At 72.7% G+C, this 21,927-nt stretch carries 15 protein-coding genes and 2 pseudogenes; 7 read left to right on the plus strand and 10 right to left on the minus strand.

What is annotated here, in order from left to right:
• A pseudogene (locus UO65_RS04105) lies at positions 1 to 5,779 on the minus strand (amino acid adenylation domain-containing protein); the annotation flags it as partial.
• Positions 5,780 to 5,914: 135 nt separating this feature from the next.
• Complete coding sequence (locus tag UO65_RS04110; protein WP_084175291.1) at positions 5,915 to 7,270, minus strand: serine hydrolase domain-containing protein; 1,356 nt, start codon at positions 7,268 to 7,270, stop codon at positions 5,915 to 5,917.
• A gap of 429 nt (positions 7,271 to 7,699) precedes the next feature.
• Between UO65_RS04110 and UO65_RS04115 the strand changes: the two genes are divergently transcribed.
• Complete coding sequence (locus UO65_RS04115; RefSeq protein ID WP_035278874.1) at positions 7,700 to 7,909, plus strand: MbtH family protein; 210 nt, start codon at positions 7,700 to 7,702, stop codon at positions 7,907 to 7,909.
• 760 nt (positions 7,910 to 8,669) lie between these two features.
• On the opposite strand, the gene UO65_RS04120 is transcribed toward UO65_RS04115, so the two are convergent.
• Together UO65_RS04120 and UO65_RS04125 are read right to left on the minus strand one after the other, a co-directional pair.
• On the minus strand, positions 8,670 to 9,887 hold the full coding sequence (locus UO65_RS04120) for a cytochrome P450 (protein WP_035278875.1): 1,218 nt from the start codon (positions 9,885 to 9,887) through the stop codon (positions 8,670 to 8,672).
• Positions 9,888 to 9,896: 9 nt separating this feature from the next.
• Positions 9,897 to 10,664, minus strand: coding sequence for a TetR/AcrR family transcriptional regulator (locus tag UO65_RS04125; protein WP_052020657.1), 768 nt, complete (start codon positions 10,662 to 10,664; stop codon positions 9,897 to 9,899).
• A gap of 211 nt (positions 10,665 to 10,875) precedes the next feature.
• Between UO65_RS04125 and UO65_RS34295 the strand changes: the two genes are divergently transcribed.
• From UO65_RS34295 to UO65_RS36560, 3 genes are all read left to right on the plus strand, one after another.
• On the plus strand, positions 10,876 to 11,247 hold the full coding sequence (locus UO65_RS34295; protein ID WP_267880583.1) for a nuclear transport factor 2 family protein: 372 nt from the start codon (positions 10,876 to 10,878) through the stop codon (positions 11,245 to 11,247).
• A gap of 102 nt (positions 11,248 to 11,349) precedes the next feature.
• Positions 11,350 to 12,213: an ATP-binding cassette domain-containing protein gene (locus tag UO65_RS04135; protein WP_035278876.1), complete on the plus strand. Its 864-nt coding sequence runs from the start codon at positions 11,350 to 11,352 to the stop codon at positions 12,211 to 12,213.
• Positions 12,210 to 12,872, plus strand: a complete 663-nt coding sequence (locus UO65_RS36560) for a hypothetical protein (protein ID WP_035278878.1) — start codon at positions 12,210 to 12,212, stop codon at positions 12,870 to 12,872. The genes UO65_RS04135 and UO65_RS36560 overlap by 4 nt, the downstream gene beginning before the upstream one ends.
• A gap of 28 nt (positions 12,873 to 12,900) precedes the next feature.
• Here the strand turns inward: UO65_RS36560 and UO65_RS04145 are convergent, their stop codons facing one another.
• On the minus strand, positions 12,901 to 13,554 hold the full coding sequence (locus UO65_RS04145) for a hypothetical protein (protein ID WP_035278880.1): 654 nt from the start codon (positions 13,552 to 13,554) through the stop codon (positions 12,901 to 12,903).
• Positions 13,555 to 13,746: 192 nt separating this feature from the next.
• The gene (locus UO65_RS04150) at positions 13,747 to 15,225 is read right to left on the minus strand and encodes a SulP family inorganic anion transporter (RefSeq protein WP_035278898.1); all 1,479 of its coding nucleotides are present in this window, start codon (positions 15,223 to 15,225) and stop codon (positions 13,747 to 13,749) included.
• Positions 15,226 to 15,425: 200 nt separating this feature from the next.
• Between UO65_RS04150 and UO65_RS04155 the strand changes: the two genes are divergently transcribed.
• Both UO65_RS04155 and UO65_RS04160 read left to right on the plus strand, forming a co-directional pair.
• Positions 15,426 to 15,818 carry a MerR family transcriptional regulator gene (locus UO65_RS04155; protein WP_407643120.1) on the plus strand — a complete coding sequence of 131 codons (393 nt, stop codon included), beginning with the start codon at positions 15,426 to 15,428 and terminating at the stop codon, positions 15,816 to 15,818.
• A 1,225-nt stretch (positions 15,819 to 17,043) separates the two neighbouring features.
• Positions 17,044 to 17,415 carry a PLD nuclease N-terminal domain-containing protein gene (locus tag UO65_RS04160; RefSeq protein WP_035278883.1) on the plus strand — a complete coding sequence of 124 codons (372 nt, stop codon included), beginning with the start codon at positions 17,044 to 17,046 and terminating at the stop codon, positions 17,413 to 17,415.
• 180 nt (positions 17,416 to 17,595) lie between these two features.
• Here UO65_RS04160 and UO65_RS04165 read toward each other — a convergent pair whose 3' ends face one another.
• Genes UO65_RS04165 through UO65_RS04180 form a run of 4 tightly spaced genes read right to left on the minus strand, consistent with a single transcriptional unit; the run spans position 17,596 to position 20,910 of the window.
• A complete protein-coding gene (locus tag UO65_RS04165) occupies positions 17,596 to 18,096 on the minus strand; it encodes an NUDIX hydrolase (RefSeq protein WP_052020659.1) in 501 nt (166 codons plus the stop codon).
• 40 nt (positions 18,097 to 18,136) lie between these two features.
• Positions 18,137 to 18,769 carry a dTMP kinase gene (gene tmk, locus UO65_RS04170; RefSeq protein WP_035278884.1) on the minus strand — a complete coding sequence of 211 codons (633 nt, stop codon included), beginning with the start codon at positions 18,767 to 18,769 and terminating at the stop codon, positions 18,137 to 18,139.
• 34 nt (positions 18,770 to 18,803) lie between these two features.
• Positions 18,804 to 20,252 (minus strand): B12-binding domain-containing radical SAM protein, encoded by a 1,449-nt coding sequence (locus UO65_RS04175; protein WP_200873304.1) that lies wholly within the window; start codon positions 20,250 to 20,252, stop codon positions 18,804 to 18,806.
• Positions 20,230 to 20,910 carry a DNA glycosylase family protein gene (locus UO65_RS04180; protein WP_200873305.1) on the minus strand — a complete coding sequence of 227 codons (681 nt, stop codon included), beginning with the start codon at positions 20,908 to 20,910 and terminating at the stop codon, positions 20,230 to 20,232. Before UO65_RS04180 ends, UO65_RS04175 begins: the two co-directional genes overlap by 23 nt.
• 358 nt (positions 20,911 to 21,268) lie before the next feature.
• On the opposite strand from UO65_RS04180, the pseudogene UO65_RS38900 reads away from it, so the two are divergent.
• Positions 21,269 to 21,643, plus strand: a pseudogene (locus UO65_RS38900) (helix-turn-helix domain-containing protein); the annotation flags it as partial.
• Positions 21,644 to 21,927: the final 284 nt, after the last annotated feature.

Genomic DNA, 21,927 nt, shown 5'->3' on the forward strand with positions numbered 1-21,927 from the left:
GGGACAGGTCGACGTCGTCGAACAGTTCCTCGCGGCCGTGGCCCTCCAGGTCGACCAGGACGCGCGGCGAGCCGGTCCAGTCGGCCAGGGCCTGGCCGAGCGCGGTCAGCAGGACCTCGTTGATCTGGGTGCGGTACACCGAGGGCACCCGGTTGAGCAGCGCCCTGGTCTCGTCCCGGTCCAGTCGGACGGTCACCGAGCGGGTGGAGGCGACGGTGTTGGCGCCCGTGCCGTCGGTGGGCAGGGCCGGTTCCGCGCCGGGGCACACCGCGGCCCAGTGGTCGAGTTCGGAGTCGAAGCCGCCGCTCGCGGTGTGCTCGGTGAGGCGGCGGGCCCACGCCTGGAACGACGTGCTCTTCTCGCCCAGGTCGACCGGGCGCCCCGCCGCCGCCTGCCGGTAGCCGGTGTCCAGGTCGGCGAGCAGGACCCGCCACGACACCGCGTCCACCACCAGGTGGTGCACGGCGAGGAACAGCAGCGGCACCCGGTCGGCGCCCCGGTCGAGCAGCGCCACCCGCAGCAGCGGGCCCGCCACCGGGTCCAGCTCGGCGAGCAGCCGCTCCTTGGCCGCGGCGGTGCCCGCCTCGTCGGCCACCTCGACCCGCGCGAAGACCTGCCCCGCCTCGGACGGGGCGTTGTACTGCCGCCACCCGCCCTGCTCGCGGTCGAACCGGATGCGCAGCGCGTCGTGCTGGGCGAGGACCGCGGCCAGCGCCGCGCGCAGCGCCGCCTCGTCCACCCCCGGGGTCAGCTCCACGTCCAGGTACTGGCTGAACCGCGTCGTGCCCGCCGGGTGGCGCTCGAAGAACCAGTGCTGGATGGGGGTGAGCGGGGCGGCGCCGACGACCAGGCCCTGCTCGGCCGAGGTCGTGGTGGACCCGACCACCGGCGCCAGCGCGGCGACGGTCTGGTGCAGGAAGATGTCCTTCGACGTCAGGTCCATGCCGAGCCTGCGGGCCTCGGCCACCACCTGGATGCTCATGATCGAGTCGCCGCCGAGCTCGAAGAAGTTGTCGGTGACCCCGACCGCGTCGAGCCCGAGCACCTTGGCCCACAGCCCGGCCAGCGCCTCCTCGGCCGGGGTGCGCGGCGCGACGTGGGCGCGGTCGACCGCGCCCACCGCCCGGGGCGCGGGCAGCGCGCGGCGGTCCACCTTGCCGTTCTGGCTCAGCGGCAGCGCGCTGAGCACCTCGAACGACGACGGGATCAGGTAGTCGGGCAGCTCGTCGGCGAGGAACGCGACCAGCTCGGCGGGCATCGGCGCCTGCTCGCCCGGTTCGAACACCAGGTGGCAGACCAGGCGCGCGGAGGCGTCCGGCTGCCGGTGCGCGGTCACCACGGCCTCGGCGACGGCGGGGTGCCGCGTCACGACCTCCTCGACCTCGCCCACCTCGACCCGGAAGCCGCGGATCTTGACCTGGTCGTCGGTGCGGCCGACGAAGCACAGCACCCCGTCGCCGCGCCAGCGCACCAGGTCGCCGGTGCGGTACATGCGGGCGCCGGGCTCGAACGGGCAGGCCACGAACCGCTCGGCCGTGGCACCCGGGCGCCCGAGGTACCCGCGGGCCACGCCGTCACCGGTGATGTACAGCTCGCCGGTCACCCCGGCGGGGACGGGCCGCAGGTTCGCGTCCAGCACGAAGATCCGCATGCCGGTGAACGGGCGGCCGATCGGCGGCACGTCCTCCACCGCGTCGACCGACGGCATCGGGTGCAGGGTGGTGAACGTGGTGGCCTCGGTCGGGCCGTACCCGTCCGCCACGACCAGGCCGGGGCAGGCGGCCAGCACGCGGCGGACCGCGGCGCCGGGCACCACGTCGCCACCGGTCCACACCTGGCGCATCCCGGCCAGGCTGTCCGGGTCCTCCCTGGCGATCATCCGGAACAGCCCGGCGGTCAGCCACATGCCGGTGACCCCGTGCTCGGCCACCATCCGGCGCAGCACGTCGGCGGTGAGGTCGACCGGCGGGGCGACCACGACCCGGCCGCCGCGCAGCAGCGCCACCCACATCTCGTAGGTGGAGGCGTCGAAGGCCAGCGGCGAGTGCAGCAGCACCCGCTCGTGGCCGCCGCCGGAGAAGTGCGCGTCGGCCACCCGCCGGACGATGTCCTGGTGGGTCACCGCCACGCCCTTGGGGGTGCCGGTGGAGCCGGAGGTGTAGAGCACGCAGGCCAACTGCCGGGGCAGCGGCCGGGTGCCCGGGGCGCCCACCGGCACGTCGGCACCGGTGTCGGCGGAGTCGAGGGTGGGGCCGTCGTGCAGGTCGGCGGCCACGTCGGCGAGCGCGGCGTCGCGGATCACCAACCGCACCCCGGCCTCGTCGAGCAGCCTGCGCAGCCGCGAGCGCGGGGCGCGCAGGTCCAGCGGCAGGTAGGCGGCCCCCGCCTTGAGCACGGCGAGGACGACGACCAGGTAGTGCGCGGACCGCTCGGCCAGCAGGCCCACCCGGTCCTCCGGCCGCACGCCCGCCGCCACCAGGCGGTGCGCCAGCCGGTCGGACCGCTCGTCCAGCTCGCGGTAGGTCAGCGACTCGGCGTCCCCCACCACCGCGACCTCGTCCGGGGTGGCCGCCGCGACGCGGGCGAACACCGCGGGCACCGAAACGTCCACACTGGACTCGTCCGGCTCCGGCGACGACCCGCTCCACGGACCCAGGATCTGCGCGCGCTCGTCGTCGGGCATGACCCCGAGCTCGGCCATCCGCCGCTGCGGCGCCGCGGCCACCGCCTCCAGCAGCACGTGCAGCCGGGCGGCGATGCGGTCGACGGTGGCCGCGTCGAACAGGTCGGTGTTGTACTCCACCACCAGGTTCAGCGCGCCGTCCTTGGGCCAGAACTCCACGACCAGGTCGAAGCGGGCCGACGGGCGGGGCAGGTCCTGCTCCTCGATGTCCAGCCCGGCCGCGGCGCGGCTGCCCGCCCAGTCCTCCTGGAGCACCACCAGGGCCTGCACCAGCGGGCTGGCCGCGGCGTCGCGCTCGGGCTGCAACAGGTCCACGAGCCGGTCGAAGGGCAGCTCGTCGTGGGCGAAGGCCGACAGCACGGTCTCCCGCACCCGCGCGAGGTGGTCGCTGAACGACCGCTCCTCGTCCACGGTGGAGCGCAGCACGACGGTGTTGACGAAGAACCCGACGACCTGCTCCCACTCGGCGCGACCGCGGCCGGAGGTGGCCGCGCCGACCGCGATGTCGCGCTGCCCGGTGTGGCGGGTCAGCAGGAGCTGCACCGCGGCGACCAGGTTGGCGAACAGCGTCGCGTCGTTCTCCCTGGCGACCGCGGTCAGCCGCTCGACCAGGTCGGCGGGCAGCGCCCGGCGGCGGATCGCGCCCGCGGACGTGCGCACCGGGGGGCGCGGGCGGTCGGTGGGCAGGTCCAGCGGCACCAGCCCGGCGAGCTGCTCGCGCCAGTAGGCCAGGTCCTCGTCCAGGGTGCCGTCGTCGAGCCGACCGCGCTGCCAGGCGGCGAAGTCCGCGTAGTCGACCGCCCGCCGGACCGGCGCGGGCTCCTCGCCGAGGCGCAACGCGCCGTAGAGGTCCACGAGTTCGTCGATGAGAATCCGCACCGACCAGCCGTCGGTGATGATGTGGTGCTGGTGCAGCGCGAACACGTGCTCGGCGGCGTCGAGCCGGACCAGCAGCGCCCGCGCCAGCGGGCCGGTGCCGAGGTCGAACGGCTGCGCGCCGTGCTCGGCCAGCACCGCCTCCAGGGCCGCCGGGCGTTCGGCGGCGGGGACGGCGGACAGGTCGACCTCGCGCAGCGGCAGGTGCCCCGACGGGTGCACCACCTGCACGCCGTGCCCGTCGGCGGACTCGAACGTGGTGCGCAGCGACTCGTGCCCGCGCACCAGCTCGGCCAGGGCCCGGCCCAGCGCGGCGGTGTCCAGCGCGCCGGTGAGGCGCAGGCCGATGCCGGTGTTGTTCTCGGTGCCGCCGGGGGCGAACTGGTCGACGAACCACAGCCTGCGCTGCGCCGAGGACAGCGGCAGCGGCTCGTCCCGCGCGACGGTGGGGATGACCCCGCCCGACCTGGTGGCCGCGCCGCCCGCGACCAGCTCCGCGAGCCCGGCGACGGTCCTGGTGTCGAACACCGCGCGGGCCGACAGCTCGACGCCCAGCGCGCTGCGCAGCCGCGCGAGCACCCGGAAGGCCTGCACGGAGTCGCCGCCGACGGCGAGGAAGTCCTCGTGCGCGCCGACCGCGTCGACGCCGAGCACGTCGGCCCAGACGCCCGCGATGGTCCGCTCCAGGTCGGTGCGCGCCAGGTCGCCGGTGACCCGCCGGGTGCCGGAGGCGGGCGACGGCAGCGCCGCGCGGTCCAGCTTGCCGTTGGGGGTCAGCGGGAACCGCTCCAGCACGACGAACGCGGCGGGGACCATGTAGTCCGGCAGGGCCGCCGCGGCGGCGGCCCGCAGGCCCGCCACGTCGACCGAGGCGACGTCGCCCACCGGGGTCACGTACGCGACCAGGCGCTTGACCCCGGGCTGGTCCTCGCGCGGGACGACCACGGCGGCGCTGATCCCCGGCCGCTCGGCCAGGACGGCCTCGATCTCGCCCGGCTCGATGCGGAAGCCGCGGATCTTGACCTGGTGGTCGGCCCGGCCCACGAACTCCAACTGGCCGTCCGCGCCCCAGCGGGCGATGTCGCCGGTGCGGTACATCCGCTCACCGGGGGCGCCGTGGGGGTTGGCCACGAACCGCTGCGCGGTCAGCGCGGAGCGGCCCAGGTAGCCGCGGGCCAGGCTGGGCCCGGCCACGTACAGCTCGCCGGGCGAGCCGACGGGGACCGGGGCCAGCTTGTCGTCGAGCAGGTGGACCTCGGTGTCGCGGATCGGGCGGCCGATCGGCGTTCCCCGGCCGGGCTCCAGCGGCTCGCTCCAGGTGGCGACCACAGTGGACTCGGTGGGGCCGTAGGCGTTGATCATGCGCCTGCCCGGGGCCCAGCGGTTCACCAGGTCCGCGGTGCACGCCTCGCCGCCGACGATCAGCGTCCGCAGCCCGGGCAGCGGCACGACCGGCATGGTGGCCAGCGCCACCGGGGGGATCAGGGTGTGGCTGATCTCGCCGTCGGCCATGACCTCGGCCAGCGCGTCGCCGAGCAGCGGGCCCGGCGGCGGCACCACCAGGGCCGCGCCCGCGGGCAGCGACATGCACAGCTCCAGCACCGACGCGTCGAAGCTGGGCGAGGCGAACTCCAGCACCCGGTCGCCCTCGACGACGCCGAAGTGCTCGATCTCGGCGGCGGAGAAGGACGCCAGACCGCGGTGGGTGACCACCACGCCCTTGGGCTTGCCGGTCGAACCGGAGGTGTAGATCAGGTAGGCGGGCTGCGCCGGGTGCCGCCCGGCGGGCAGCTCGGCGTCCTCGACGGGGGTGCCGGGGGTGCGGTCGAGTTCGGCGCGGACGTCGTCGGCGTCCACCAGCACGGCGGTCACGTCGGCGGGGACCGAGGACGCCACGTCGGAGCGGGTGAGCACCAGCACGGGCCGGGCGTCGTCGAGCATGAACGCGATCCGGTCGGCCGGGTAGGTCGGGTCCACCGGCAGGAAGGCCGCGCCGGACTTCGCCACGGCCAACTCGGCCACGATGATGTCGACCGAGCGCGGCAGCGCCAGGGCCACGATCCGCTCCGGGCCCGCGCCCCGGCGCAGCAGCGCCCTGGCCAGCCGGTTGGCCCGGTCGTCGAGTTCGGCGTAGCTGAGCTGCCCGCCGTCGTGGATGACCGCCGCGGCGCCGGGGGTGCGCCGGGTCTGGGCCTCGACCAGGTCGGCCAGGGTGCCGGGGGATGCGTGGTCGCCCGCCAGGGTGGTGGTCGGGTACGTGCGCGCGTCGCGCATCGCCGCTCCTTTGTCCGAGAGGTGCCGTCTGCGGCCGAGGTCGTGGGTGCCCGCCGGTGCGGTCGGGCGCGGGGCAAGGCGTCAGGGCTGGTGCGCGGGCGCCGCGGCGGGGGCCGCGCGGCTGGCCAGGCGGCCGGTGACCTGGAGCCGGTCGACGCGGCCGGTGACCGGGTCGCGCAGGAACCGCCCCTCGTGCGGGGGGCCCGCGGAGACGGTGTCGTGCATGGTGAAGCCGAGGTCCGGTCGCAACCGCAGGACCGCCACCGCGACCCCGTCGACCGCGAGGCTCAGTTGGTCCCCGTCGTCGCCGACCAGGTACTCGGTGGCGCCGTTGCGGTAGCTGCCCACGCACTCGGCGGGCGGTGGGTGCGACGGGCCGGAGGGGGGTGGCCCCTGGTCGGCGACGGGGACGCCGAGCGCGCGCAGCTCGCCGACCAGCGCCCGCCAGAGCGCGGCGCCGGTGCTGGCGTTGGTCACCAGCGCCACCACCGCGTCCTGCTCGGGCTGGATGCGCAGGTGGGCCGAGGTCCCGTCGCCGGTGCCGTCGTGGCCCCACCACGGCGGGCCGCCGTCGGTGAACGCCGCCAGCCCCGGGCCCCAGCCCGCCGCCAACCCGTAGGGCTCGGCCGCGGGTGCGGGCTCGCGCATCGCCCGGGCGGTCGCGGCGGGCAGCAGCCCGTCGAGGTCCGGGTCCGCGGCCGCGGCCTCGGTGTGCAGGCGGGCGAAGGACACGAGGTCGTCGGCGCTGAGCGCGAGCGCGCCCGCGGCGGCCTCCGCTGCCGACAGCGTCTGCCGGACCGGCCTGGTCCGGCCGTCGAGCCCGCCGACGACGTGACCGGGGGCGAAGTCCTCCTCGCCGGGGCCCGCCCCGACCACGAACGCCGGGCGGATGCCCAGCGGGGTCAGCAGGACGGTCCGCACCGCTTCGGCCCAGGACATGCCGGTGACGTCGCTGATGAGGTGCCCGGCGAGGACGTAGCCCGCGTTGGAGTAGGAGAAGCCCGAGCCGGGCGGGAGGACGAGGTCCGTCGAGCGCGCGTGCTCCACCAGGTAGCGCAGGGGCGAGGCGGTGTGCGCGGGATCGGTGGCACCCGCGGCGGCCAGCCCGCCGGTGTGGCTGAGCAACTGGCGCGGCGTCGCGGCGGCCACCGGGTGCTCCCGCAGTTGCGGGACGTGCGGACCGATCGGCTCGTCGAGGTCGAGGTCACCGTCGGCGGCCAGGACCATGACGAGGGTGGCGGTGACGGCCTTGGTGACCGAGGCGATCGGGAACCTGGTCGCGGTGGTCACCGGGCGCCCGCCCTCGTGGCGGTCACAGCCGGTCACCACCGAGGTGGTCGCACCCCGCAGGCGCACGGTGAGGGCGGCGCCGGGTACGCGGTGTTCCCCGGCGAGTTCGCCGAGCATCGCGGAAAGGTTGAGGGAATCAACGGACATGTCGAGTCTGTCTGCGTCGGTCGTATCGAACTGATCGGGCAAGGGGTCGCCACTCCGTGGGTGTGAAGGACATGTGCACGTCCCCTTCCACTCGACGCACTCGGGGGATCAGCCCATCCTGGTGACCGGCGGAAGAATTTGCTACCGCCGATCGGAGCAACATTTCCTCCTCATTAAGTCGGTCCGATCGCTCGTTTTGTCGTAAATAACCAACGACCACGCCCAGTTTTTCGTGTGCTGTCGCGCACCACCTCCCCGGGTGTCGAACCGCAATTCACCGGCGGCAACACCCGAAGGCGTTCCCGGCTCGTCTCCCGACAGGTCGCACACCGCACGGCGACTTCGCTACACTTCATCGGCTCGCTGTCGAAGCAGCCCGGAGCTCCTCCCCGCACCGCTCCCCGGAAACCAACAGAAGGATCTCGCGCGATGAGCAACCCATTCGAATCCGATGACGCGAACTACCTGGTGCTGGTCAACGACGAGGGTCAGCACAGCCTGTGGCCGGAGTTCGTCGACGTCCCGGCGGGCTGGCACGTGCGCCGGGGGCCGGACAGCAGGCAGGCCGCGCTCGACTACATCGAGGCCGAGTGGACCGACATGCGACCTGCGAGTTTGCGCGCGGCCATGGGTGCGTGACGACCACCGCGGGCCCGCGGTGGCCCGGGCGCGCCCGCGCCCGGGCCACCCGCCCGCCCCTGCGGCCCACCGCGGGGCGGCCTGCGCTCTCCGAGTCGAGCCCACCGGTGGGGCGACCACCGGACATAAACGTGCCACGTCCTCACAAAAGCGTGACAACGTGGCTTTGTGAGTTTTCATCACCCGATTGTCGCAAAGGAACCGGCGTCCGCAGACGCATCGGCGTGTCGCCACACTCCGGAAACTCATTCACATTGAAGACGTGAATAATTCACGCGTTGGCCCGCAACTTGTCAGTCATATGCAAACCGCGGCACTCGATGCACATTCGACCAATGCGCCGCAGCGATCGAGCCGGGAAATCGACCGGCGAAAGCACACAGCCGGTGGGTACGCGGAAGCGACTCATGAATGAATGCGCGGTCCACCCCGGGACTCGCGCAGGAAAACAGCAGCCCACGACTGCGCGGGCGCGGGCCGCTCCTGGTGATTGGATACGGCCCCCTCGGCCGCACGAACGATCACACCACCTGAAAGAAACGCCCTCCCGTCGAAGTGTGCCGCGACCCACGCGGACCGGTCCCGGTGTCGGTTGCACCGACAACCACTCCGTCCCGCCCACGCGAGGGAGCGACAACCTCGGGTTACCCAACTTGAGGCTCACTCTAACCGATCGGAGAGTGATGCGTGGCACAGTTGTCTGCACGTGCGAATGGCCCGGCAGGCGGGTGTGCCTGCCGGGCCATTCGGGTGAGTCGGGTCAGCGGGGCTGGACCAGCACGGGCACCGACTTGGCGCCCAGGAGCGCGTGCACGTCGAAGAAGTCGATCTCCCCCTGCGGGTCCACCCGGATGTCGCGGTAGCGGTCCAGCAGCATGTTCACCGCGATCTTGGCCTCCAGCCGGGCCAGCGGGGCGCCCAGGCAGAAGTGGATGCCGTGGCCGAACCCCGCCTGCTTGGCGGACTCGCGCCGGGGGTCGAAGACCTCGGGGTCGGTGAACACCGACTCGTCCCGGTTGGCCGAGGCCAGCCACGCGAACACGATCTGCCCGGCCGGGATCGTCGTGCCGCTCAGCTCGACGTCGGCCGTGGTGAGCCGGGCCAGCTTGGTGAACGGCGGGCGCATCCGCAGCACCTCCTCCAGCATCCCCGGCACCAGGTCGCGGTCCGCCCGCAGGTCCTCGACCACCTCCGGCGCCGAGTCCAGGCACAGCAGGGTGTTGCCGAGCAGCGCGGTCGTGGTGATGTGGCCCGCCAGCAGCAGCAGCGCGGTGAACCAGACGATCTCGTCGTCGTCCAGCGAGCGCCCGTCCACCTGCGTGTCGACCAGCGCGGTGACCAGGTCGTCGGTCGGCTTCACCCGGCGCCTGCGCACGTGCTCGAGCATGTAGGCGCCCATCTCCCGGACCGTGGGCGCGATCGCGGCCACCTGGTCGCCGAGCGCGTCGAGCAGCGGTTCGTCGGCCGGGGGCTCGTTGTTGAGCAGGACGTCGGCCCAGCGCTGGAAGGTCTCCCGGTCGGAGCTGGGGATGCCGATCATCTCCGAGATCACGATGACCGGCAGCGGGTAGCTCAGCTCGTGGACCAGGTCGAACCGCTCGCGCCCGGCCAGCCCGTCGAGCAGTTCCGCGGTGACCTCGGTGATGCGCGGTGCCAGCTCGGCGACGAACTTCGGGGTGAAGGCCTTGCTGACCAGACCGCGCATCTGCCGGTGCAGGGGCGGATCGATGCTGATCAGGTTGCCCTTGGCGATCTTGTCGATGTCGGGGTCGCTGGGCACCAGGGCGGACATGTCGCTGGAGAACGTCGCCGGGTCGGACAGGATGCGGGTGACGTCCTGGTGGCTGAACGCCTCCCACGCCTGGATGCTCTCGTTGAACACGACCGGCTCGTGGGCCCGGTGGTGGGCCAGCCGGGTGAACAGGTCGACCAGGTCGGCGGGCTCGGTGGGACGGGGACCGTTGGATAAGGAGGTCATGGTTTCCTCTCAGCGGGCGGTGCCCGCGGTCGTGTCGGTCGTGCTCGGGGTCGTGCTGCCGAGCGGGCTGTCGGGTCGGCGATCGCCGAACCGGTGGCGGGCGTGGGCGTCCCGCAGTTCCTCCAGGTCGGCGATCACCCGGGGGGCGAGCTGCCGCAGCACCCGCGCGTCAGGCCGCCGGTCGGGCTCGAAGGCCGCCCGCAGCGTGTTCGCCAGCGCCCGGGCGCGGCGGGCGTCCGAGGCGGGCACGTCGTCGGCGGTGACCGGGCCGGTGAGGTTGAACCCGGTGATGACGCAGTTCACCGCGTACGCCTGGTCGTCGAGGTCGGTGTCCGCGCGCACCAGGCCGTGCTCGCGCAACCGGGCGAGGTAGGAGCGCAGGAAGGCGTCCTGCCTGCCCTCGTCCATGGTGCTCGCGTGCCGGGCCAGGTTGCCCAGCAGCTCGCCGTCGCCGCTGTAGACCGCGCGCAGCAGCGGCCGGTCGAGCACCACCTCGAAGCACACCCGCTGCATCCGGTGCAGGAGCACGACCTCGGGGTCCGCCCGCATCCGGTCCAGCAGCGCGTCGACCATGGCGATGGACTCGCGCAGCAGCACCGCGACGAACAGCGATTCCCTGGTGCGCCAGTGCAGGTAGAGCGTGCCCTTGCCGACCCCGGCGGTGCGGGCGACGTCCTGCATCGTCACCCGCTGGTAGCCCCACCGCAGGATGAGCCCGCCCGCCGCGTCCAGGATGCGTTCGGCGCGCTCGGCGTGGTCGGCCCCGGTGTCGCTCACCCGAGCGCCCCCAGGACGTTTGACCGTTCTGGTTTTTTGGTCACGACCGACCCTAAGCGCCCGAGCCCCCGTCGGACAACAGCCAATCCCGAGCCCACTTGGAACGGTGCGGAACCCTTGCCCAGCGTCCGTTCGGCGCTATCGGCCGGGGTGCGGGCTCGGCTAGGGTCTGGCGGTTCGGTCGGGGACCGCAGCGGCGAGGAGATCCGACATCGACGCCATCACAGCCCTGGTCCACTCGTACTACGTCCGAGTCGACTCCGGCGATCCCACCCTGTTCGACCTCTTCCACGACGACATCCGCTACAAGCGCCCCGGCTACCCGACGATCACCGGGCTGGTCGACCTCCGGGCCTTCTACCGCTCCACCCGCCTGGTCGACCACGGCCGCCACCACACCCTGTCGGTGTTCCGGTCGGGCGAGCAGGCCGCGGTGGAGGGCCGGTTCACCGGGTCACTGCGCGACGGGTCCACAGTGGACCTCAGGTTCAGCGACTTCTTCGACACCGTCGCCCACCCACCCGGCGAGCACGGCGCCCTCATCCTCTCCCGCCGCACCTACTTCGACGACACCCGGGTCTGAACCCCGGGGTCACACCCCGTCCTCACCGACCATGTCCTAGGGTCGGCCCCCCGGCGCACACCGATCGCAGACCGGTGGCGCACCGCGGTGGGAGGGGCGTCCGTGCGGCTGCGTGGTGTCGGCAAGCGGTACTCCGGCGGCAGGCCGGTGCTGCGCGGGGTGGACCTGGACCTCGTGCCCGGTGAGGTGCTGGCCGTGACCGGGGGCAACGGCTCGGGCAAGTCGACCCTGCTGCGGATCGTGGTGGGCGCGACCCGCCCGAGCAGCGGGCGGGTGCTCGACCGGCCGCGGCAGGTCGGGTACGTACCGGAGCGCTTCCCGTCCGACGAGCGGCTGACCGCCCGCTCGTACCTGGCGCACATGGGCAGGCTGCGCGGGCTGGGCACGGCCGAGGCCGTCGAACGCGGGTCGGGGCTGCTGGATCGGCTCGCGCTCGTCGGCGGCGCCGACACCCCCCTGCGCGGGTTGTCCAAGGGGAACCTGCAGAAGGTGGCGGTGGCGCAGGCCCTGGTGGTGCCACCCGCGCTGCTCGCGCTGGACGAGCCGTGGTCCGGCCTGGACCACGCCGCGCACGGGGTGCTGGGCGAGGTGATCGCCGAGGTCGCGGCGGAGGGCGGCGCGGTGGTGTTCACCGACCACCGCGAGTCCGTGGTGGCGATCACCGCGGACCGCGTCTGCCAGGTGCGGGAGGGGCGCGCCTCGGTGGTGGACGTCGACCCCGCCGACCGGGTCGCCGTCACCCGCGTGGTGCTGCGCCCGCCCCGGCTGCCGGGGCCACCGCTGGCCGACCCGCTGCTGCACGGGGTGTTCGACGCGCGCGACGACGGTGGTGGTCTCGTCGTGGTGCGGGTGGCCGGTGAGCACTCCGACGGGTTCCTGCTGGCCGCGTTGCGGCAGGGGTGGTCGGTGGTGCGGGTGGACGAGGCGGCCCGTGCGCACCGACCGGAACACGGGGGGCTCCGGTGATCGCCCTCGTCCGCTACACCGCCGCGGTCATGTTCCACTCCCAGCGGTACCTGCCGCCCGCGCTGGTGTTCATCGCGTGCATGGCCCTGTTCGCCAACGACGCGGGCGCGCAGCCGGTGGTGCCGATCTTCGCGCCGATGACCGCGGTGGCGGTGGTCTGCTCCGCGTGGTCGACCGCGGCGCTGATCGCCGTGGAGGACCCGGTGCAGCGCGCGATCACCGCCGTGAACACCGGCCGCTCCTGGGCGCTGCTGGTCGCGGTGGTCGTCGTGGTGCTGCTGACCTCGGCGGTGCTGGCCGGGCTGGTGGTGGTGCTGCCCGGGGTGCTGGGCAACGACCGGGTCACCGCCCTGGACCTGGCGACCGGCGCGCTGGCGCTGCTGGCCGCGGCCTGCCTGGGCACCGCCATCGGCATGGTCACCTCGCGGCTGGTGATCCGCAGGCCGGGGTGGTCGCTGCTGGCCGCGCTGCTGCTGCTGGTCGTCGTGCTGCTCACGCGCGGGCTGCCGCCGATCAACCCGCTGGTCCTGCTGCTCGCGCGCACCGAGTCGGCCACCGCGGGCGTGCTGGCCACGACCGCGTGGAGCGCGGTCGTGGCCGTGGTGGTGCTGCTGCTGTGCGCCGTGGTCACCCAGGTCGTCGCGACCCGCCGGGACTGAGCGGCGGCGACCCGGGCGACCGGCCGGGTCAGGGCGCGGCGGGCGCGCTGGAACCCGTCGGCGCCGACGACGTCGGTCGGGCCGGGGACGTGCCGGAGCTGCTCGGCGTCGACGAGGACGCGGCCGAGGTCGGCGCCGGGGACGACTGCCCCGCGCCGTTGGTGATCAGGTTCCGCAGCGGTTCGGCCGCCGGTTCGGCCGAGTTCCGGACGCAGTCCACCTTCTCCGGGGTGCCCAGGACAGCGGTGTCCTTCGCACCGACGTCCACCAGCGCGGTCACGGCCTTGATGCCGGACTTGACCCGGGTGCCCGCGCACGGGTCGGTGAGGAGTTCACCGATCAGGGCGGTCGGGGCGGCGGCGCGGGCGCCCGCCGGGGCCGTCGCCTGGTCGACCAGGGCCTTGATCGGGTTGGTCGCGGCGGCGGCGGCTTCGGCGAAGCAGGTGCCGCTGCCCGGGGCCTGCAACCGGGCCAGGTCGCGGGGGACCTCGATCGCGGCGAGGCCGGGCAGGGCGGGCAGCTCGGTGGTGGGGGTGCCGAGGCACTCGGCGGTGGTGCGGGCGACCAGGGCCCACGGCGCGTCGGCCGTGGCGGCGGGCGGGGCGGCGGCGGCGAGCGCGGTGGCGCCACCCAGGAGGCCTGCGGTGACGGCGCAGGCGGCGAGAGCCCTACGGGTTGGCAACGAGTGCTCCTCTGTGGGTCGCTGTCGGGGCGGGCGGGTCCACCCGGGCCGCCGACGCGCGGGCGCGGGACGAGGACCGCCGGTGCTGCGCCGCCTCGATCTCCGCCCTGACCGCCGCCTCGGGGTCCGGTGAGGACGGTCCGGGGGTTCCCGCCCGGCGACCGGCTTGAACCGGGTGTCACCCGGTCGGGTTCAGCCGTTCCCGGCGAGTTCCCCGGTGAGCCTGCCGTGCATCGTCGCGCTCGGGGTGTTCAGGCCGACGATCTCCACGGTCTTGCCGCGGGCCGCGTACTTGGTGGTGATCGCGTCCAGCGCGGCGACCGACGAGGCGTCCCAGATGTGCGCGGCGGTCAGGTCGACCACGACCCGGTCGGGGTCGCCCGCGTAGTCGAACCGGTACACCAGGTCGTTGCTGGAGGCGAAGAACAGCTCGCCGGTCACCGCGTAGACGACCCGGCCGCCGTCCGGGTCGGGCAGCGGGGTCACCTCGACCAGGTGCGCGACGCGGCGGGCGAAGATCACCATCGCGGTGATGCTGCCGACCACCACCCCGATCGCCAGGTTGTCGGTCGCCACCACGACGGCGACGGTGACGACCATGACGCCGATCTCCCCGGCGGGCAGGCGCCGCAGCGTGGCGGGGGCGACGGAGTGCCAGTCGAAGGTGCCGAACGCGACCAGCACCATCACCGCGACCAGGGCGGCCATCGGGATGTCGGACACCAGCGGCCCGAACGCGATGCACAGCACCATCAGGAACGCCCCGGCGAGGAACGTCGACAGGCGGGTGCGGGCGCCGCCCGCCTTCACGTTGATCATCGTCTGGCCGATCATGGCGCAGCCGCCCATGCCGCCGAAGAACCCGGTGACGACGTTGGCGATCCCCTGGCCGATGGACTCGCGGGTCTTGTCGGAGTGGGTGTCGGTGATGTCGTCGACCAGCTTCGCGGTCATCAGCGACTCCATCAGCCCGACCAGCGCGAACGCCAGCGCGTACGGCGCGATGACGGCGAGGGTGGCCGGGGTGAACGGCACGTCGGGCAGGCCGGGCACCGGCAGCGAGGACGGCAGCTCGCCCTTGTCGCCGACGGTCGGCACGGCGATCCCGGCGCCCACGGTGAGCGCGGTCAGCGCCGCGATCGACACCAGCGGGGCGGGCACGGCCCGGGTGAGCCGGGGGAAGAACACCATCAGCAGCAGCGCCGCGCCGACCAACGGGTACACCGGCCACGGCACGTCGACGAGTTCCGGCACCTGGGCCAGGAAGATCAGGATCGCCAGGGAGTTGACGAACCCGACCATGACGCTGCGCGGCACGAACCGCATCAGCCGGGCCACCCCGAGGGAGCCAAGCACGACCTGGATCAGCCCACCGAGGATCACCGTCGCCACCAGGTACCCGAAGCCGTGCTCCCGGGCGAGCGGGGCGACGACCAGGGCGATGGCCCCGGTGGCGGCGGAGATCATCGCGGGCCGCCCGCCGACGAACGCGATGACCACGGCCATGGTGAACGAGGCGAACAGCCCAACCCGGGGGTCGACGCCCGCGATGATGGAGAACGAGATGGCCTCGGGGATGAGCGCCAACGCGACCACCAGTCCGGAAAGGACCTCGGTGCGCAACACCTTCGGCGTCAGCCACGCGGGCCTGCGCCGGGACGGGGTGGGCAGGGGCGGGGTGGGCAGGGGCGTCGGCGGTGGTGTCGTCAAGGGGGAACCTGTCGTGCTCGGGTCGCCCGGGTGGGGCGCGGGTGGACTGCGGTCCGGAGTGGCGACCCGACCGACCCGGCGAACCCTACCCTCACGTTAGAGTAGGGATTGGCCGGGTGTGAGCGGTGACACCGCCCCCGGCGCGACGGGGGGTGGCAGTGGTGGGCGGACACGTGCACATCGGTGAGGTGGCCACCCGCACCGAGCTGTCACTGCGCACAATCCGCCACTACGAGGAGGTGGGCCTGGTCGTCCCGTCCGCGCGCACCCGAGGTGGCTTCCGGCTCTACACCGAGGCGGACATCGCCCGGCTGATGGTGATCCGCCGGATGAAACCGCTGGGCTTCACCCTCGACCAGATGCGCGAACTGCTCACCGCCACCGACCGCCTCGACGCCCCCGAACCGCTCGACCCCGGCGAACGCGCCACCCTCCTCGGCGTCCTGGCCGACTTCGAGCGAGCCGCCCAGCAGCGCTGCGACGACCTGCGGGTCCAGTTGGCCCGCGCCGAGGAGTTCGCCGCCACCCTGGCCGCCCGCCTGCCCACGGACTGAGCCGCACGGCTCTTGGCGTCGTTGATCGTCACCCCCGGTTCGGCGGCGTCGACCTGGCGGTTCACCCGTTGGTGGCCGGGGTCCGTAGGCGCCGATCGGGCCGACGGAGGTGGTCACCATGAGCGACACACAGCTTCCGGCGCCACTCTCTCCTTCCTGCTGCCACGGCCGTCACACGCTCCCGATCTCGGGACCGGCCAGCACACCGAGGACATCACCGCGAGACGCCTGAAGCCGCGAGTCCTCGACCGTCGGGCGCACCGAGGCACCGCGAGTCGGCGCGGCCGACATCGAATTCGTCCGCCAGCGACTGGACTTCGGTGTGACGTACTTCTTCGCAGACGACTGGCTCCCCCATCGCCTCCCGTCTGCCCGACCGGCAGGCGGCGGCGGCGATGGAGGAGGACTGGTGGGCGCACCTCGCACGCACGATGCCAGCCCGCGCGCCGTCCTGGACACACCCCTACGAACTGGACCGCGTCGCCGCAGCCATCGCTCCCACCCGTTCCGCTATCGCGCAGCAGGCTCGCTTCCGGGCGATCTCCGCAGCGGTCTGCTCCTCGGCGGCCTTGTGATCATCCCAGAACTCGAGCAGGAACAGCCGCCAGTCCACCGCCGAGGAGGTCCAGTCGGCGACCGGAGTCGACGATCACGGGCACCACGAGTATGCGATCCGCTGGGACAACGACGTCGCCACCACCGCTCCGGTTCCTTCCAAGCTGGTGACCGTGATGCCACCGAAAATCCAGGCCACCCCTCGCTCGCGGAACCGGAACTCGGGTGCGCGGCGAACACCTACGCCGAGTTCCACCGCCCCAGCTTGTTTCGGCGGTTGGTCACTCGGGTGAACCAGCGTGGGCACACCGCAGGCTGATCCGCAATCAGACGATCACTAGGCAGCGGACCGCCGAACGGACCCTGGCGGCTACTGGGGTTCGTCGGTGAGCAGGTGACACAGGAAGCGGTTCGGCGCGGCGAGGAATCCCCGGGTCAAGCTGACCGGCTCGGCCTCATCATAGGTGACCGGCAGGATCTCGCCGTCACCAGTCGCTCGGCGAAGGCGCGGGCTGCGACGAGGTTGCGAGCCCCGCCGAGCAGGTAGTCGTACACGCGCGCCGGGCGCGGCAGCTCGGTTTCCGGGTTCACCATGTGGCCGACTCCGCGCGTTCCGGCGTCCGCGGCATTGCGCTACCCTGCGGTCACGAACCATGGGGGGTTTCCAGCGATGCTCTACTTCGGCGGTCTCTTCGGCCTTCTCACCCTGGGTCTGTGGCTGTTCTGTCTCGTCGACGTGATCACCACCGACGACGGCGACACCCGGCACCTGCCCAAGATGGCCTGGCTCCTGATAGTCCTGTTCTTCCCGCTCGCGGGTGCGATCGTCTGGCTGGTGGCAGGCAAGCCCCTCCGCGGGCCCGTCCGCCCGCGCGCCTACGAGCGGACGATGCCGCACTTCCCGGAGTATGACCGACCCGGCCGCTTCGCCGCCGGTGACGCCGAGTCCGACGCGGAGTTCCTGCGCCGCTGCCGCGAGCGCGCCGAGGAGCAGCGGAGCAAGGCCCGGAAGGCGGAGGGCAAGGACGGCGAGGCACGGTAGCGGCCCTCGGTGAACCGCCTCACATCCGTGTTCCGGCCATGCCGCGCCGTCCGAGGCGATCGCAGTCCACTATCGCGTTGAAGTCGACGACCTGCGTGGCGACCTCGATGCTCGCGATTCCCGCTTGGACGACGCGCTCGACGATAGCGACGTACACCGGGACCTCAGCACCGGTCTCGGCTACTGACGACAGGGCCTTTGCCAACTCCGCTCGGGTACCAGCTGCGGCAATCCGCTGCTGGGTGAATCGTCCCAACCGATGACGGCGAAGGGGGTGCCGGAGGTGAACGCGCGGATGCCTGCCAGCGGGTACGGGATGACGTTGTCGGGCAGGTCGTGCAGCGGGAACCAGTCGATGCCCGCGCACTTCTCAGGTTCCCGGTTGGTCGGGGTACCGGTCCAACGGCGGGTGTGGAAGAAGACCCCGAGTCGCGGTGTCGGGCCGGAGTTGGCCACGTGCAGCACCGCCGCGTGTTCGAGGTCCTCGGGGTCGACGAGCACTCCGACCTCCTCGTGGGCTTCGCGCGCGGCCCCCGCGGGCAGTGCTTCGTGCGGGTCGAGCTTGCCGGAGGGCAGGTGCCACATCCCGTCGCCATAGGCGCCCCGGCGCCTGATGAGCAGCACGTGGTCGTCGTTGAGCAGGAGCACGTGGACGTCGATGATGGTGTACTGGTCTTCCATACCCGCGGTGTTCCTCTGCGTGAGCTGGTCGTCCCGCAGGCTACCGGGGGTGTGGGTTGGCCCTTTCGGTGGACAGCATGGCCACGATGCCCTCGGTGATTGTGGTGGCCACCTCGTTCGGTGAGCTCGTGGTGGTGTCGACGCGCAGGACGGGAACACGGCGGTCGGTGAGCCAGGTGGCGGTCTGCTCGTAGCAGACGATCTCCTGAGCGGTGGAGCTCGGCCCCTGGTGGAATCGGCTGTGCGCGCCGCCGCGGGCGTGCACCCTCGTGGCGGCGACGCGCGGAGCGACGGTGAGCAGGACCGCGAGGTCGGGCAGGTCGACGTGGGCGTTGACGGCTTCGAGGAAGTCCAAGCGCACGCCGTCGATGCGTTGCAGCACGAGTGTGGAGGGCAGGTAGCGGTCGCACAGCACGATGTGCCCGCTGTCGCGTCGCGGTCGCAGTTCGGCGTCGAGGTGGTGGTAGCGGTCGGCGGCGACCAGGGATGCCAGGGCGTACCCGTGCAGCACGTCGGCGTGCGAGCGGGCCAGCTGGCCGATGGGCCCGCGGGAGGGTTCGGTCGTGGTGTGCACGAGGTGCCCGAGGGCCCTCAGGTGGTGTCCGACCAGGTCGATGACGGTGGTTTTGCCCGCACCGGCGGGCCCGTCGATGCTGACGAGCATCCCGGTCATCGGGCAGCCTCTTTGCGGTCGTGTTGGGCGCGGGTCAGGGCGATGAGTGTGGTGCGCACGTAGTCCAAGGGCGCGGCGCTGAGCTGGAGGTTGACCGAGAAGTTGAACTCGTCGCGCTCGCGCATGGACTCCTCCGCGCCGTCGGCGGTGAGGTCGACGGCGGTGTAGTCGAGCAGTTGGTCCTCGCTGTAGCGGCCGGTGGCCATGAGCCGGGTCCAGTCCGGGGTGCCGGGGTAGGGCCGGTACTCGAACGCCGAGGCCCGGAAGGTCCCGGGTGGTTCTCGGTGGTGTCCCAGAGCCGGTGCACCAGGTCCACGGTGGCGTCGACCTCGTCGCTGATCTCGGTGGGCAGACCCAGGATGAAGTAGCCCTTGACGTTGATCCCGCGCTCGGTCAGCCGTCGCACGACGCTCAGGGTGATGTCGGGGTCGATGCGCTTGTCGATGAGGTCCAGCATGCGCTCGCTGCCGGACTCGATGCCCAGTGCGACCTCGCGCAGCCCGTTGGTGCGCAGCGTGTCGAGGATGTTGTCGGGTTCGCGGTGCAGGACGTTGATGCGTCCGGTGGCGTCCCATGCCGCCCAGTCATCCATGTTCTCGGAACCGAAGGCGTCGGCCATGGTCCGGATGACCCGGCGGGCGCCGAGGAACAGGTCGTCGACGAAGCGGAACGCGGTCACACCGGTGCCGCGCAGTTCGTGCATCTCGGCGAGGATGTTGTCCGCGCTGCGGGTGCGGATGGTGACGTCGGGGTTGGCGCTGACCGCCGCACCGCAGAAGCTGCAGTCGTACGGGCAGCCGCGGGCGCCGACCATGTTCGCTTCGAGCCTGCCCCGGTCGGGGTGGGGGTCCTGGGTGAGGAAGCGGCGGTCCACGAACGGGAGCGCGTCGATGTCGGGTGCCAGCAGGTGGCTGGTGCCGGGCATGCCGCCGGTGACCGGGGTGCGGGTGATGGGGTCTCGCCACATCACCGCGGGCAGGCAGGCGCGGTCGCGGTGATCGTGCAGCAGGCGTTGCACCCTGCTCTCGCCTTCGCCGAGGACCAGGGCCTCGCAGCGGTGCATGTGCGGGTCGGTGAGGATGCGGGCGGGCATGGCCTTGGCCTGGTGGCCGCCGAGCAGCACCTTGATGTCCGGGTCGAGAGCGGAGGCGATGCGCGCGCTGATCTCGTAGGTCGGTGCCAGCAGGTTGAACCCGGCCCACCGCGGCGCGATGGTGTTGACCAGGTCGGCGGTGCGGGCGATGCCCAGGCCGTGCGCCTCGGCGTCGAGGACGCCGACGTTGAACCCGGCGCGGGAGGCGACGGTGGCGATGTAGGCCATGCCCAGCACCGGCAGGGTGAAGTCGTTCACCCGCGGGCGCTGCTCGTAGTCCCGCAGCGGAGCGTTGACGAACACGACGTCGACGGGGCGCGTCGGATCGGCACCGGAGATGTAGTGGAAGGAGGTGGACGAAGAGGGGTTACACGGCGACCCCTTGTGCATGGCGAACTCCCCAGGCCAAGGTCAACAAGGTCAGATCGGACAGGTGCTCCCCGGCCATCGACAGCCACCGGGCGGCGAACCCGGCGTCGTCGGCGGGCCAGTCGACGGAGGGGGCGAGACGGGCCGCCCAGGTGCGCACGGCCAAGTCCGAGTACGGGTAGAAATCGAAGCGGTTGGTGTGGTCGGCCACGGCGGCGTGCGCCGTCCAGGGGCCGATCCGCCGGATCGTGCGCAGCGCGGCGACCAGGTCGGCGCCCGGCAGGCCCGCCCAGTCCTGGTGGTGCTTGCTGACCGCTTCTGCCGCGGCTCGCAGCGCTGTGCGGAAGAACGTCATCCCGAGCCCGGCGAAGTCCTCGTCCGACAAGGTCAGGACGACTTCCGGCCGCGGGAACGCCCAGGCTGGTCCGGCGACGGTGTCCGTGCGCGTGCCGTGGGCTTCGCAGAAGGCGCGGTGCAACTTGCGGGCATGCCCGGCCTTGATGACCTGTCGAGTGATCGCCGTGCCCACCGCCTCCCACAGGTCGCCGGTGCGCACCCGCACCACCGGCCCGTCCGTGCGCAGCGGCTCCAGCAAAACCTCCGGCCCGCGCACCGCAGCCGGGTCGACGACATCGGCGACCACCGCCGCCGCACGGGGCACCTCCCGTGCGGCGACCACGATCGCAGTCGTCGCGGTCGAAGTACCGAAGGCACGAACCCAGGTCCCAGGCTCAGTGGACGATGGCCGCCAGGCCGGGTGGTCGGTCATCAACGTGACAGCTTGCACGGGGGTCCTCTCGACGCGGTGATCCGCCGCATTCTCTACGACTCCTCGAAGCGACTCGAACGGGTGACGGGGGTGACAAGCTCGCGGGTGAGCCTGCCTCGACATCAAGGGCCCCGGCCTTGGTCGACCAGGTGTTGTGCCAGTCCGCCAGCGGTTGTGCCGATGCGGCACAACCGCTGGACACCGCTCCCGCAGGGCCTACGCCGATGCCACAATCAGGGCGCCGTTCGTCGGATGAACGCTGGGGGTGATGGTGAGCAGGACATGGCCCGCCGCCGTGTGGGACGCCAGCAGGCGCCGCGACCGCGGAGCCGTGCTCCGCGCCGCCCGCGAACACCTCGGCTGGTCGCAGGCCCACCTCGGGCAACGGTTCGGCTGCACCCCGTCGGCGATCTCACGGATGGAGAACGGGCGTCGCCGCGCCCTCGACCAAGTTGACGTCGCCGCCCGGATGGCCGCCATCCTCGGGTTGCCCGCACACGCCTTCGGCGCCGTTGAAACCACGACACGACCTGCCCCTTCACCGCCGCGGAGTCACCCGGCATCTACGGTGGGACCCCACCTGACCGTGGACGAGGAGGACGACCCGGTGCGTCGCCGCGCGTTCCTGAAGACCGCGAGCGCCATCGGCGCCGCCGCGGTCACCACACCGCACAACCTCTCCGCCCCCACCGACCCCGCCGCCCACCTCGCGTCCCTGCTGGAAGCCACCCTCGTCGACCCGAGGACGCACGCCGCGGCGGCCCCACACCAGACGCTCACGGCCGCGCTGAACAGCGCCCGTTCCGAGTTTCGTTACTGCCGCCACCTTGACCTGGCCGCCCGCCTCCCGAAGCTGATCTCCGCCGCCGACGCACCCATCAGCAGGAGGGCACCACCAGGACGGCTGCTCTGGTCACCGCCACCTAC

Origin of the sequence: Actinokineospora spheciospongiae, assembly GCF_000564855.1 — a bacterium.
Classification (GTDB): domain Bacteria; phylum Actinomycetota; class Actinomycetes; order Mycobacteriales; family Pseudonocardiaceae; genus Actinokineospora; species Actinokineospora spheciospongiae.

What these genes read in the sequence shown, in the direction of transcription:
- UO65_RS04110 (WP_084175291.1), bottom strand. Translation starts at nt 7,270, where the DNA reads ATGTCCGTTGATTCCCTCAACCTTTCCGCGATGCTCGGCGAACTCGCC.
- UO65_RS04115 (WP_035278874.1), top strand. Translation starts at nt 7,700, where the DNA reads ATGAGCAACCCATTCGAATCCGATGACGCGAACTACCTGGTGCTGGTC.
- UO65_RS04120 (WP_035278875.1), bottom strand. Translation starts at nt 9,887, where the DNA reads ATGACCTCCTTATCCAACGGTCCCCGTCCCACCGAGCCCGCCGACCTG.
- UO65_RS04160 (WP_035278883.1), top strand. Translation starts at nt 17,044, where the DNA reads ATGCTCTACTTCGGCGGTCTCTTCGGCCTTCTCACCCTGGGTCTGTGG.
- UO65_RS04165 (WP_052020659.1), bottom strand. Translation starts at nt 18,096, where the DNA reads ATGGAAGACCAGTACACCATCATCGACGTCCACGTGCTCCTGCTCAAC.
- tmk (WP_035278884.1), bottom strand. Translation starts at nt 18,769, where the DNA reads ATGACCGGGATGCTCGTCAGCATCGACGGGCCCGCCGGTGCGGGCAAA.
- UO65_RS04175 (WP_200873304.1), bottom strand. Translation starts at nt 20,252, where the DNA reads ATGCACAAGGGGTCGCCGTGTAACCCCTCTTCGTCCACCTCCTTCCAC.